This window comes from Haloferax volcanii DS2 (assembly GCF_000025685.1).
Classification (GTDB): domain Archaea; phylum Halobacteriota; class Halobacteria; order Halobacteriales; family Haloferacaceae; genus Haloferax; species Haloferax volcanii.
On record NC_013967.1, the window covers coordinates 2,012,978 to 2,024,903 of the forward strand.

General features: G+C 67.4%; 13 protein-coding genes. 6 read left to right on the forward strand and 7 right to left on the reverse strand.

Annotation, left to right across the window (positions count from 1 at the left end):
* Nucleotides 1–4 precede the first annotated feature (4 nt).
* Together HVO_RS21045 and HVO_RS15030 are read left to right on the forward strand one after the other, a co-directional pair.
* Entirely contained in the window at nt 5–172 is a 168-nt protein-coding gene (locus HVO_RS21045) for a hypothetical protein (protein WP_161606677.1), read from the forward strand.
* Between the two features lie 7 nt (nt 173–179).
* Nucleotides 180–377 (forward strand): XapX domain-containing protein, encoded by a 198-nt coding sequence (locus HVO_RS15030; protein ID WP_004042032.1) that lies wholly within the window; start codon nt 180–182, stop codon nt 375–377.
* A 64-nt stretch (nt 378–441) separates the two neighbouring features.
* Here the strand turns inward: HVO_RS15030 and HVO_RS15035 are convergent, their stop codons facing one another.
* The gene (locus HVO_RS15035) at nt 442–1,563 is read right to left on the reverse strand and encodes a halocyanin domain-containing protein (RefSeq protein WP_004042033.1); all 1,122 of its coding nucleotides are present in this window, start codon (nt 1,561–1,563) and stop codon (nt 442–444) included.
* Nucleotides 1,564–1,719: 156 nt separating this feature from the next.
* Between HVO_RS15035 and HVO_RS15040 the strand changes: the two genes are divergently transcribed.
* Entirely contained in the window at nt 1,720–2,361 is a 642-nt protein-coding gene (locus HVO_RS15040) for a helix-turn-helix domain-containing protein (protein ID WP_004042034.1), read from the forward strand.
* A gap of 3 nt (nt 2,362–2,364) precedes the next feature.
* Here the strand turns inward: HVO_RS15040 and HVO_RS15045 are convergent, their stop codons facing one another.
* The gene (locus HVO_RS15045) at nt 2,365–2,733 is read right to left on the reverse strand and encodes a winged helix-turn-helix domain-containing protein (protein WP_049914811.1); all 369 of its coding nucleotides are present in this window, start codon (nt 2,731–2,733) and stop codon (nt 2,365–2,367) included.
* A 257-nt stretch (nt 2,734–2,990) separates the two neighbouring features.
* Between HVO_RS15045 and HVO_RS15050 the strand changes: the two genes are divergently transcribed.
* The 3 genes from HVO_RS15050 (at nt 2,991) to HVO_RS15060 (ending at nt 6,862) form a co-directional block, all read left to right on the forward strand.
* Nucleotides 2,991–4,148: a multicopper oxidase domain-containing protein gene (locus HVO_RS15050; protein ID WP_004042036.1), complete on the forward strand. Its 1,158-nt coding sequence runs from the start codon at nt 2,991–2,993 to the stop codon at nt 4,146–4,148.
* Nucleotides 4,149–4,261: 113 nt separating this feature from the next.
* The gene (gene thiC, locus HVO_RS15055) at nt 4,262–5,710 is read left to right on the forward strand and encodes a phosphomethylpyrimidine synthase ThiC (protein ID WP_013035563.1); all 1,449 of its coding nucleotides are present in this window, start codon (nt 4,262–4,264) and stop codon (nt 5,708–5,710) included.
* Between the two features lie 117 nt (nt 5,711–5,827).
* Nucleotides 5,828–6,862, forward strand: coding sequence for a sodium:calcium antiporter (locus HVO_RS15060; protein WP_004042038.1), 1,035 nt, complete (start codon nt 5,828–5,830; stop codon nt 6,860–6,862).
* 71 nt (nt 6,863–6,933) lie between these two features.
* Here the strand turns inward: HVO_RS15060 and HVO_RS15065 are convergent, their stop codons facing one another.
* From HVO_RS15065 to HVO_RS15085, 5 genes are all read right to left on the reverse strand, one after another.
* The gene (locus HVO_RS15065; protein WP_004042039.1) at nt 6,934–7,839 is read right to left on the reverse strand and encodes a universal stress protein; all 906 of its coding nucleotides are present in this window, start codon (nt 7,837–7,839) and stop codon (nt 6,934–6,936) included.
* A gap of 88 nt (nt 7,840–7,927) precedes the next feature.
* Nucleotides 7,928–8,125 (reverse strand): hypothetical protein, encoded by a 198-nt coding sequence (locus HVO_RS15070; protein ID WP_004042040.1) that lies wholly within the window; start codon nt 8,123–8,125, stop codon nt 7,928–7,930.
* Between the two features lie 119 nt (nt 8,126–8,244).
* Nucleotides 8,245–10,500, reverse strand: a complete 2,256-nt coding sequence (locus tag HVO_RS15075) for an NADP-dependent malic enzyme (RefSeq protein WP_013035373.1) — start codon at nt 10,498–10,500, stop codon at nt 8,245–8,247.
* 176 nt (nt 10,501–10,676) lie between these two features.
* Nucleotides 10,677–10,967, reverse strand: a complete 291-nt coding sequence (locus HVO_RS15080; protein WP_004042042.1) for a hypothetical protein — start codon at nt 10,965–10,967, stop codon at nt 10,677–10,679.
* Nucleotides 10,968–11,417: 450 nt separating this feature from the next.
* Entirely contained in the window at nt 11,418–11,669 is a 252-nt protein-coding gene (locus tag HVO_RS15085) for a hypothetical protein (protein WP_049896263.1), read from the reverse strand.
* Nucleotides 11,670–11,926 lie beyond the last annotated feature (257 nt).

Sequence of the window (11,926 nt, forward strand, 5' to 3'; positions counted from 1 at the left end):
AACAATGTTCTGGACCGGTGACACGCGCTGTGAGTGCTTCGGCAGCGTCCCAGTTCTGTTCGCTGTCGTCCGGTCACAACCGCGGCACACCGCTGACTGCGACCTCGTCGTTGCGGAGGCGGTCGCCGCGCTCGCGTCGATGCTGTACCTATTTATCGGGGAACGCGGATGACTCACCTATGGCCTCGCAACTCGTTTTGGCCCTGCTGGCAGGCGTCTTCGCCGGAGCCCTGTTCGGCCTCATAGAAACACCGATTCCGGCCCCGCCCAACCTCGCCGGGATACTGGGTATCGTCGGCATCTACCTCGGATACAAGGGCGTCCAGCGGTTGGGGTTCCACGTCGATATCTCGGGGGTGCTCGCGTCGCTGTTCTGAGCGCGCAGTTCGAGAAAAACAGTTCGGCCCGACACTGAAACCCCCGACTCCTTCCGCGGACGAGTTACTCCGACTTCCCCTTCGGATACGTCTCACCCGCTGACTCGCCGCCCTCGCCCTTGAGCCATATGAACGCGCCGAACAGCGCGGGTGACGCCAGCATCGCGCCGAACGTCCCGGCCAGCGCGATGCCGCCGAGGCGCTCGGTCCCGGGGTCACCGAACGGTTCGGCCACCTGCGCGTTCGACCCGCCCTCGTCGTCGGTGACGACGACTGCCCCTTTCATGCCGAGCGTCTTGTGCGGCGTGCAGGCGTAGGTGTACGTCCCGGCCTCCTCGAAGGTGTGTTCGAACGTGTGGTCGCCGGCGCTGACGAGGTCGGATTCGAAGCTCCCGTCCTCGGCGGCGACGTTGTGCGACCCGCCCTCGCCGGTCCACGTCCACGCGACAGTCGTCCCCTTCGAGACGCGAATCGCCGCGGGGCCGAAGCCGAACGCCCCGCCGTTGGCCTGCGACCCGACCTCGACCGTCACGCGCTGGAGGCCGGTCTGCGCCTCCACGCCGTCGAAGTTCGAGGTGTTTTCGAACCACGCGTCGAGGTCCGCGTCTCCCTCGCCGGCGCTCTCGGTGGACTCCGACTCGCCCTCGCCGGCCGAGTCGGTCGAGTCGGTCGAGCCGGTCGAGCCGGCTGCCTCGGTCGCGGTCGCGCCGCCGACGTCGCCGACGACGATTGCACCCTTCATGCCGAGCGTCTTGTGCGGCGTGCAGACGTAGGTGTAAACGCCGGTCGAATCGAACGTCCGCTCGAACGTGTGGCCGCTGTCGCCGACGAGGTCGGACTCGAAGCTCCCGTCCTCGGCGGCGACGTTGTGCGACCCGCCCTTCCCGGACCACTCCCAAACGACGGTCGTGCCGGGGTCGACGCGCACGGCGGCCGGGCCGAACCCGAACGCCCCGCCGTTGGCCTGTGACCCCACCGTCACCGTCACCGTCGAGCGTCCCGTCTCGTCCACCACCCCGTCGTAGTTCGAGGTCTGTGCGAACCACGAGTCGAGGTCGGACCCCGACTGCGCTCGTGCGGAATCGGTGATGCCTCCCAGCGCGGTCGTAGAGACGGCCGCGCCGCCGAGGAGTCGAAGTACGGTTCGCCGGCCGAGCGTCGGAGATGTGGTGTCGTTCGAACTCATGATTGAGGATGGCGAGGCGGTGGACCCGCCCCGCTCGACACTCGACGGTCGGGGGTCCGGTGAAAAGCCCGTCTCGGTGGTTCTCGAACCGCGGCCGGAAGCCGAACATGTTCGGAACTATCTTTGTGCGGCGGGGACGACTTCGTTTCACTACCGATGCCCCGGGCAACACTCTCCATCACGCTCCCCGAGCAGGTCTGGGTCTCCGACCTCTCGGGCCGCTATCCGGACGCCGAGTTCACCGTGCTCGCGGCGATGCCGGCCGACGAGACGGGCGTCGGCCTCGTCGAGATACGAGCGGCCGACATCGAACCCGTCGTCACCACCATCGACGAGTACGAGTCGGTCGTCTCGGTGACGATTCTCGAAGCGCAGCCGGAGCGCGCGCTCGTGCAGTTCGAGACGACCGAGCCGCTGTTGATTCTCACGCTCAGCGAGGTGGGAATCCCGCTGGAACTGCCCATCACCATCGTCGACGGCGAGGTGACAGTCGAGGTGACTGCGCCGCGGGAGAACCTCTCGGAGTTGGGCGAACAGCTCACGCAGTTCGGCATCCCGTTCGACCTCGTCTCCATCCACCAGTCGATAGACACGGAGTCGCTTCTCACCGACGACCAGTACGACCTCCTCGAAACGGCCGTCTCCGAGGGCTACTACGACACGCCGAGGACGTGCACGCTCACCGAACTCGCCGAGGCCGTGGGGCTGGCGAAGTCGACGACGAGCGAGAAGCTCCACCGGGCGGAGGGCAAAGTGATGAAGGCGTTTCTCGCGCGGGACGACGCGACGGTCGGGTAGGTCTCAGTCGTCGGCTTGGTCGCTGACGGCCGACCACATCGTCGAGAGCTGGTCCGAGGCCGACCGCGACGGCGACGACACCGAAAGCGAGAGGTCGCCGGGTTCGCGCGTCACGACGACCTCCTCGAAGCCGAGCGCGTAGCGGGCGGCGTCGCGGCCGCGGTCGCGTTTTTCGAGGAGCCCCGCCTCGACCATCTGTTCGAGCTTTCGGTACACCGTCGACCGCGGGAGGTCGCACGCGGCGGCGATGTCCGAGGCGGTCATCGGCCCGTCGAGCCGCCTGAGGACCGCCCGACACTGCGGGCTGGTGAGGGCGGCGAACACCGTCTCGAAGTCCGGTTCGAGCGCGTCTGAGAGAGGATTGGTCGACATCTGCGTGAGAGTGGATTGCTCGGCGGCGACCCGCGCGCCGTCGGTTCGATTCCCGATACACCTCCGGGGCGTATGAAAGTCGTGGGGCACCAGCGTCGGTGCGGTCGAACCGATGGCCGTCGATTCTGACTGGTACGCCCGACTCGACTGTTTTCCCGCCCGGTACGTATCGACCATGCCGAACATGTTCGGTGAACTCCTGTGCGTCGGGAACCGGCGAGACCGTATTCCATACCCCCGGACAACGACCGACCGTAATGCGAAACTACGTCGGTGCACCCGGTTCGACGGTATCGCGTCGCGAATTCCTCGCCGCAACGGGAAGCGTCGGAGCGCTCGGCCTCGCGGGGTGCGCCGCGCCCACGAACGATGACGGCAACGCCGCCGTCGGCACGGACGAGACGACGGTCGCCCAGACGAGCGAGTCGAGTCTGCCGTACACCAGTCCGCCGGAGGTCGTGCAGGTGGACGAACAGGGCGGGCAGGTCACCCTCAAGAGCGCGCCGGCGCGCCACGCGGCCCACCCCCTCGAAACGATGGGCGGGCCGGTCGAACTCCCGCAGGTATGGGCGTTCAGCGCCGACGACGGCGAGCCGAGCGTCCCCGGGCCGATTCTCCGGACGACCGAGGGCAACGACATGGAGGTCACGCTGGACAACACCGACGGGATGCGCCCGCACACGGTCCACTTCCACGGCGTGCGCAAGGCCTGGAAGGACGACGGCGTGCCGACGACGACGGGCATCCGAGTCGACCCCGGCGAGAAACACACCTACACCATCCCGGCGAACGTCCCCGGAACGCACCTCTACCACTGTCACTACCAGACCCACCGGCACATCGAGATGGGGATGTACGGCATCCTCCGCGTCGACCCGAAGGGGTACGAGCCGGCCGACCGGGAGTACTTCATGACCGTCCGCGACTGGGACTCGCGGCTCCCCCGGCAGATGGCCGGCGAGAACGTGACGTACGACCCCCGGGACCGGAAGCCGGACGTGTTCACCGTCAACGGGAAGAGCGCGCCGCGGACGCTCCACCCCGAAGACGGCTCGCCCATCATCGTCGAGCAGGGCGACACCGTCCGGGTCCACTACGTCAACGCGGGCTACATGAGCCACCCGATGCACATCCACAACCACCGCTTCCAGGTCGTCGAGAAGGACGGCGGCGTCGTCCCCGAGGCCGCCCGCCACGACATGGACGTGACGAACATCGCGCCCGCGGAGCGCCACACCATCGAGTTCACGGCGGACGCCCAACCCGGTATCTACCTCATGCACTGCCACAAGGTCAACCACGTCATGAACGGGGGCTTCTACCCCGGCGGCATGCTGAGCGGCGTCGTCTACAAGGAGGCGATGGACACCGACATCTTCGCGAGCCTGATGGAGTACGCCGGCTACGAGGGCTGAACGACGCACCCTCGTGTCGTCGGAGCCGGTAAGCAGGTCGCCCGCTTGTCGGTCCCCCGTTTCCGACCCGCCCGTCACAACTGTTATTAACTAGTTGTATCACTAGCTAATCAATGGCGTCGACACAGCTCCAACACGCCCGAGCAGGAACCGTCACCCCGGCGATGAAACGGGTCGCAGCGCGCGAGAACCGCGACCCCGAGTTCGTCAGGGAGCAGGTCGCCGAGGGGCAGGCGGTCGTCCCCGCGAACCGCAATCACGACTCGCTGGACCCGATGGTTATCGGCCGCGAGTTCGCCACGAAAGTCAACGCGAACATCGGCAACAGCGAGACGACGAGCGACCTCACCGAGGAGTTGGAGAAACTCCACACCGCGGTCCACTACGGCGCGGACACGGTGATGGACCTCTCGACGGGGTCGAACCTCGACGAGATACGCGAGGCGAACGTCGCGTACTCGCCGGTCCCCATCGGCACCGTCCCCATCTACGAGGCGGTCAAGCGCGTCGACAGCCCCGAAGACATCACCCGCGACCTGCTCCTCGACATCATCGAGAAACAGGCCGAACAGGGCGTCGACTACATGACGATTCACGCGGGCGTGCTGATGGAGCACCTCCCGCTTACCGACGGCCGGAAGACGGGCATCGTCTCCCGCGGCGGCTCTATCCTCGCCCAGTGGATGGAAGAACACGGCGAGCAGAACCCCCTGTACGTCGCGTTCGAGGACATCTGCGATATCTTCGCTGAGCACGACGTGACGTTCTCGCTCGGCGACGGCCTCCGACCCGGCTGTCTGGCCGACGCCGGCGACGACGCGCAGTTCGCCGAACTCGACACGCTGGGCGAACTCACGCGGACCGCGTGGGACCACGGCGTGCAGGTGATGGTCGAGGGACCCGGCCACGTCCCGATGGACCAGATCGCCGAGAACGTCGAGCGCCAGCGGGAAGTCTGCGACGGCGCGCCGTTCTACGTGCTCGGGCCGCTCGTCACCGACGTGGCTCCGGGCTACGACCACATCACGAGCGCCATCGGCGCGACCGAGGCGGGACGCGCCGGCGCGGCGATGCTGTGTTACGTCACGCCCAAAGAACACCTCGGCCTCCCCGACCGCGAGGACGTGCGCGAGGGGCTCGCGGCCTACCGAATCGCCGCCCACGCGGCCGACGTGGCGAACGACCTCCCCGGCGCGCGCGACTGGGACGACGCGCTCTCGGAGGCCCGCTACGAGTTCGACTGGGCGCGGCAGTTCGACCTCGCGCTCGACCCCGAGCGGGCGCGGTCGTACCACGACCAGACGCTCCCCGGCGACAACTACAAGGAGGCGCGCTTCTGCTCGATGTGCGGCGTCGAGTTCTGCTCGATGCGCATCGACCAGGACGCGCGCGAGGCCGACGGCGAGATGGAGACAATCGAGTCCGCGACCGACCTCGACGCGTCGCCCGCGGCCGACGCGAACCTCCCGCCGGTCGGCGCGCACGACACCGACCGCGTCCCCGACGAAATCGAAATCGGCGGCGTCACGTTCACGCCCGAGTCCGCCCACGGCGACGACTGACGACCGCCGCGTCCGCGGCCCGCCGACCAACCGACCCCGCGGGCAATCGACCGAACCCACCGCGCGACCACCCCGTGTCGGTGGCTTCTTTTTCCGGGTCGCTGAAAGGGAGTACCAATGGTCCTCGGCAGTCTCCTCCGGTCGTCGCCGCTCGCGAACGTCGCCCTGATTCTCCTGATGACCGGTCTCATCTGGGTCGGCAGCGGGTGGCTCGAAGCGTCAGCCGACCACCTCGCGGCGTACTACGGCCTCCCGGCGGTCGTCCAGGGCTCCATCATCGTCGCCCTCGGGTCGAGCTTTCCCGAGTTCGCCAGCGTCGCCGTCGCCGCGGCCGCGGACGTCTTCGACATGGGCGTCGGCGCAATCGTCGGCTCGGCCATCTTCAACATCCTCGTGATTCCGGCACTGTCGGGTCTCGCCACCGACGGCGACCTCGAAACCAGCCGGCTCGTCGTATACAAGGAGGCGCAGTTCTACATGGTCGCGGTCGCCACGCTCGTCGTCACCTTCTCGCTGGCGGTCATCTACTTCCCCGTGCCCGACGGCCCGCCGCTGACGGGAGAACTCACCCGCCCCATCGCGCTCATCCCACTGCTCCTCTACGGGCTCTATCTATTCATCCAGTGGCAGGACGTGTCGGAGCACGAAGCCGAGGACGCTGGCGTCGCTGACGGCATCGGCCGCGAGTGGGCGCGGCTCCTCGGCGGCCTCCTCGTCATCCTCGTCGGCGTCGAGCAACTGGTCGGGAGCGTCGAGTCGCTCAGCGCGACGTTCGGCGTCCCGACGTTCCTCGCGGGCGTCACTGTCGTCGCCGCCGCGACGAGCCTCCCCGACACGCTCGTCAGCGTCCGTTCGGCCGCCGACGGCAACAGCGCGACGAGCCTCGGCAACGTCCTCGGGTCGAACACGTTCGACCTGCTCGTCGCCATCCCCGTGGGCGTGCTCATCGTCGGGAGCGTCCCGGTGGACTTCGCCGTCGCCGTCCCCATGCTGGGCGTGCTGACGCTGGCGACCGTCCTGCTTTTCGGCCTGCTCCGGACGGACCTGTCGCTCACCCGGCTGGAGTCGTACGCGCTCGGCGCGGCGTATCTCGTCTTCGTCGGCTGGGTTATCGCCGAGACCGCGGGCGTCACGTCGCTACTTCGGAACTGACGGGCGGACGCGGTCGGTCCGTCGGGTCCGCCGACTCGGGCCGACTCGCCCCGACGCCCGGCGACCCCGCCCTACTCCTCTCGCGGCTGTCTGACCGTCACCACCGGCACCGGCGAACTCCGAACCAGCTTCTCGGCGACGCTCCCGAGCATGTAGCGGTCGAACCCCGTGTGGCCGTGGGTTCCCATCACCACGATGTCCACGTCGTACTCGTCGATGTACGCGAGGATGCCGTCGTGAATCGACACGTCGCGGCCGACCGACTTCCTGATAGTCTCGACGCCCGCGGCGGCCGCCGTGTCGCTCGCCGCGTCGACCGCGTCGCTCGCCCGCTCTTCGAGTTCGTCGAGGAGGAGCGGTCCGCGGATGTCCGCGCCGAAGGCGGCGACGTTGACGACCGACACCGCGTGGAGCGCCGCGTCGGTCGCCGCGGCCAACTCGCTCCCGAACGTGACCGCCGCGGTCGCGCAGGCGCTCCCGTCGGTGGGCGTCAGCACGTCGGCGTAGGGGTACGCGAGGTCGGTCGCCGCGTCCGGCCGAACGGTGAGCACGGGCACGTCCGACCGCCGGACGACGCGCTCCGTGGTGCTCCCGAGGAGGAGGCGGCTCAGCCCCGTCCGCCCGTGGGTCGGCATGACCACGAGGTCGGCGCCCTGCTCGGCCGCGTACTCGGTGATGACCTGATACGGCTCGCCGCGCTCGACGCTCGTCACGGCCGTCACATCGGACTGCGACGCGCGGGCCGCGGCGTCGCTCACGAATCGCTCGCCGTCGCTTCGGCGGCGTTCGCTGGGGTCGTCGCCGGCGCCGTCGCCCTCGGAGCCGCCGGTCAGGCTCGGGCGGCGCTCGGGCTCCGGCGGGGCGACGTGCAGTAGGTGGAGGGTCGCGTCGTGGGCGGCGGCCATGTCGACGACGTGGTCGAGGACGGCGTCCGCGCCGTCGCTCCCGTCGGTCGGAAAGAGGAGTTGGTCGAACATGGTTCGATATTCTCAGCGAACGCACAAAAGCGAGGAGGCTGGTCGCCACGGGGTGAGAAGCCGACCGCGCCCCCACCCCCGTCCGCCGTCAGCGTCGGAGCGCCCAGACCGCCAGTCCGATGGCTTCCCGGAGCGTCACGCCCGCCGCGAACACGTACACCGTCTGTAACGGCAGTTCGAGGAAATCGATGGCAGCGACCGCGAACGACATCACGATGGCCATCCCGACCCACCCGAGTGCGAACCGGCGCTCCGACGCCGACGTGTGTGTGCCCAACTCGACCATACTCCCTGACTCGGCCGAATCTATTTAATTTCTCGTGCTGGCGCGCCCGAGCGGGCGGTCGGGTGCGCCGTCGACGGCGGGGTTACTCCGATCGGGTCGTGTCGTTCCGCTCGGGGCCGCTACTCCGATTGGGCGTCCACCACGGCGACCCCCGCCAGATTGACTATGTCTTTGACTTCGTCGCCGCGCTGGAGGACGTGGACGGGTTTGTCCATGCCGACGAGCATCGGGCCGATGGCCTCCGCGCCGCCGAGCCGCTGGAGCAGTTTGTAGCCGATGTTCCCGGCTTCGAGGTTCGGGAACACGAGGACGTTCGCGGGGTCGTCGAGTTCCGCGAAGTCGTAGGTGTCGGTCAGCATCTCCTCGACGAGGGCGGTGTCGGCCTGCATCTCGCCGTCGACCGGGAAGTCCACGTCGGGGTCGGCGTGCAGTTGTTCGACGGCGTTTCGGGGCTTGCGCGTCCCCTCGTTCGTGACGCTGCCGAAGTCCGAGTACGAGAGCAGCGCCGCGCGGGGTTCGACGTTGAAGCGCCGGGCGAGCTCGGCGGTGTGTTTCGTCACCTCGGCGAGCACGTTCTCGTCGGGGTCGAGGTTGACCGTCGCGTCGGCGCAGAAGATGACCCGGTTCCGGAACGTCAGCATGTAGACGCCGGCGGCGTAGTCGGCGTCGTCGGCCGTGCCGATAATCTGGAGCGGCGGGCGCAGCGCCGACGGGTAGTGGTGCGTGAGGCCCGTCAGCATCGCGTCCGCGTCACCGACTTCGACCATCACGCTGGCGAAGTAGTTCGAGTCGCCCCGCACGAGTTCGGCCGCCTCGGTCCGGGTGAGGCCCTTGCGCTGGCGGCGCTCGTAGAGGTGGTCGACGTAGTGGTTCCACTCGCCGCTTTCGGGGTCCGCGATGGTCGGGTCGAAGTCGAGGCCGAGGTCCTCGGCGGTGCGGAGAATCTCTTTCGTCCGGCCGACGAGGATGGGTTCGGCGATGCCCTCCTCGACTAACTGGCTCGCGGCGCGAATCATCTTCTCGTCTTCGCCCTCCGCGAGGACGACGCGCTTGGGGTTCGACGCCGCCTTGTTGAGGACGACGCGCATCATCTCGCGGGACTTCCCGAGGCGGGCTTCCAACTCCTCGCGGTAGTCGTCGAGGTCGCGCTCGCGGCGGGCCGCGCCGCTCTTCATGGCCGCCTCGGCGACGGCGGGCGTCACCTCGTAGAGGACGCGCTGGTCGAGCGGCTTGGGGATGAGGTAGTCGGGGCCGAACTGGAGCGGGCCGTCGCCGTAGGCCTTGACGACCGCGTCGGGCACGTCCTGTCGCGCGAGGTTCGCCAGCGCCTCGGCGGCGGCGCGCTTCATCTCCTCGTTAATCTCGGTCGCGCGCACGTCGAGCGCGCCGCGGAAGATGAAGGGGAACCCGAGAACGTTGTTCACCTGATTCGGGTAGTCGGAGCGCCCGGTGGCCATGATAACCGTGTCGTCGCGGGCCTCCTTCGCGTCCTCGTAAGCGATTTCGGGCTCCGGATTCGCCATGGCGAAGATGATGGGGTCGTCGGCCATCGACCGCACCGTCTCCTGACTGACGATACCGCCGACCGAGAGACCGACGAGCACGTCCGCGCCCTCCATCGCGTCTTCGAGGTCGCCGTCGTCGACGCCGCGGGCGAACGGCTCGGCGTACTCGTCGAGTTCGCCGGCCTCGGCCCGCGACTCCGAGAGGACGCCGTCGATGTCGCACAGCGTGATGTTCTCGTGAGGGATGCCCAGCGAGACGTAGAACCGCGCCGTCGCGGTCGCGGCCGCGCCCGCCCCCGAGAAGGTGACGTTCAGCGACGACAGCTCCTTGTCCGCGATGTCGGCGGCGTTCAAAAGCGCCGCCCCGGAGATGATGGCCGTGCCGTGTTGGTCGTCGTGGAACACGGGGATATCCATCCGCTCGCGCAGGGACTCCTCGATTTCGAAGCATTCGGGCGCGCGGATGTCTTCTAAGTTGATGCCGCCGAACGTCGGCTCCATCGCGGCGACCGACTCCACGAACGCTTGGGGGTCGTCGTGGTCGAACTCGACGTCGAACACGTCGATGTCGGCGAAGCGCTTGAACAGCACGCCCTTGCCCTCCATCACCGGCTTCGACGCCTGCGCTCCGATGTCACCCAGCCCGAGCACCGCCGAGCCGTTGGAGACGACGCCGACGAGGTTGCCCTTCGCGGTGTACTCGTAGGCGGCGTTCTCGTCCTCCGCGATGTCGCGGCACGGCGCGGCCACGCCCGGCGAGTACGCCAGACTCAGGTCGCGCTGTGTGTTCGTCGGCTTCGTCGTCGCTATCTCTACTTTCCCCGCGGGCGGACGCCGATGGTAGTCTCGGGCGTCGTCTCCGAGTGTCATTGCCCGTGATGGGAACGGTGAAGTAAGTAGACCCTTCGCTCCGACAGCGCCACGTCAACGAGAGTCACGCACAGCGCAGCCGCTCGTCGCGCCGTTTCCCCGCCGGGGTGATGAATGTACGGGTCCGGCTGGTGCGTACGGGCGGCAGCGTCGTTGGCACGCCCCCACCCGCGCGCTCACCGGAGCGCTTCGTGCGGCATCGTGTAGAGCTGAACGTTGTCCGCTATCGACACCTCCTCGAAGTGACTCTCCGTTACGAACAGGTCCGAAACCGCGTCGACTTGCTTGATGGGATAGATATGCTTCGCGCTGCCGTAGCCGTGGTACACCTCGACCGGCACGGCGAACGCAATCTCTCCCTCGTCGACTTCGACTGTCGCACCGAACGTCAGCTCGTCGTCCTCATCGACAACTGTACAGATAGTTGATGGTACCGTATCCCCTGCATCGTATATCTCTTTGACCATCCGTTGACAACCCACACTATTTTTCATTACTTTGAACCGTGTTTCTCCCCGCCCACTCTTCGGGAACACACTGCTCAAGTTTCAGCCGTATGTCCAACGAGCACCGTGATAACTATTACTCAACCGTCAGAACTATCTGAGTAGTTGATACGTTCGGCGGCGCGTTGACCCGCGTGCGTCGAGTCACTGCGTCGGAACCGAACCGCGAGCCGCCGACCGCTAGCCGACGCCCGTGGTGTGTCTCTTCGCCCGCCTCGGGGGCGACGAACTCGACAGCCGACGCTCCCGGCCCGGGCGAGAACCCGCGCGTTCACCGACGCGTCGCCGGGTGAACTCCCCGTCAACTGTCTAGTCGTCTCCCTGGTACGTCGTCGTGCGCGCGGCCTGATAGTCGACCATCAGCTTGCGGACAGTTCGTGTCGCACGCGACCCGCGAATGCGACGTCGGGCTCAGCGGAGGGCGTCGTGCGGAATCGTGTAGAGTCGGACCTCGTCCGCGACGGTCATCTCGGCGGGTTCACCGTCCGTGACGAATAGGTCCGAGACGCGTTCGATCTGTTCTGTCGGATAGACGTGCTTCGCGCTGCCGTAGCCGTGGTACACCTCGACCGGCACGGCGAACGTCAGCACATCCTCGGCAGCGGGAACCGAGCAGATATCCGTCGGTACGTTCTCTCCTGCTTCGTATCGCTTGTTAACCATTCTGATTACCCACCCTTTGTGGCGGCTCTGAGCAGTATCTCACCCACCCCTTGAGATATCCTATCGAGTTTCGACTACAACTCCAACGACCACGATGATAATCGTTCCCCCCAAGTGGACGAGAGCGGCGGCCGAACGGGTCTCACACGGTCGGGTGGTCGTGACCGCGAGTTTCATCGCGTTCGAGAACGTCCGACACGCGTGTTCTCGGCCGAGGTCGAACGCGCCAAACCGTGGTCGACTGTCCCAGAGTGTGA

What these genes read in the sequence shown, in the direction of transcription:
- HVO_RS15035 (WP_004042033.1), bottom strand. Translation starts at nt 1,563, where the DNA reads ATGAGTTCGAACGACACCACATCTCCGACGCTCGGCCGGCGAACCGTA.
- HVO_RS15070 (WP_004042040.1), bottom strand. Translation starts at nt 8,125, where the DNA reads ATGGTCGAGTTGGGCACACACACGTCGGCGTCGGAGCGCCGGTTCGCA.
- HVO_RS15040 (WP_004042034.1), top strand. Translation starts at nt 1,720, where the DNA reads ATGCCCCGGGCAACACTCTCCATCACGCTCCCCGAGCAGGTCTGGGTC.
- HVO_RS15060 (WP_004042038.1), top strand. Translation starts at nt 5,828, where the DNA reads ATGGTCCTCGGCAGTCTCCTCCGGTCGTCGCCGCTCGCGAACGTCGCC.
- HVO_RS15045 (WP_049914811.1), bottom strand. Translation starts at nt 2,733, where the DNA reads ATGTCGACCAATCCTCTCTCAGACGCGCTCGAACCGGACTTCGAGACG.
- HVO_RS15065 (WP_004042039.1), bottom strand. Translation starts at nt 7,839, where the DNA reads ATGTTCGACCAACTCCTCTTTCCGACCGACGGGAGCGACGGCGCGGAC.
- HVO_RS21045 (WP_161606677.1), top strand. Translation starts at nt 5, where the DNA reads ATGTTCTGGACCGGTGACACGCGCTGTGAGTGCTTCGGCAGCGTCCCA.
- HVO_RS15080 (WP_004042042.1), bottom strand. Translation starts at nt 10,967, where the DNA reads ATGGTCAAAGAGATATACGATGCAGGGGATACGGTACCATCAACTATC.
- HVO_RS15030 (WP_004042032.1), top strand. Translation starts at nt 180, where the DNA reads ATGGCCTCGCAACTCGTTTTGGCCCTGCTGGCAGGCGTCTTCGCCGGA.
- HVO_RS15075 (WP_013035373.1), bottom strand. Translation starts at nt 10,500, where the DNA reads ATGACACTCGGAGACGACGCCCGAGACTACCATCGGCGTCCGCCCGCG.
- HVO_RS15085 (WP_049896263.1), bottom strand. Translation starts at nt 11,669, where the DNA reads ATGGTTAACAAGCGATACGAAGCAGGAGAGAACGTACCGACGGATATC.
- HVO_RS15050 (WP_004042036.1), top strand. Translation starts at nt 2,991, where the DNA reads ATGCGAAACTACGTCGGTGCACCCGGTTCGACGGTATCGCGTCGCGAA.
- thiC (WP_013035563.1), top strand. Translation starts at nt 4,262, where the DNA reads ATGGCGTCGACACAGCTCCAACACGCCCGAGCAGGAACCGTCACCCCG.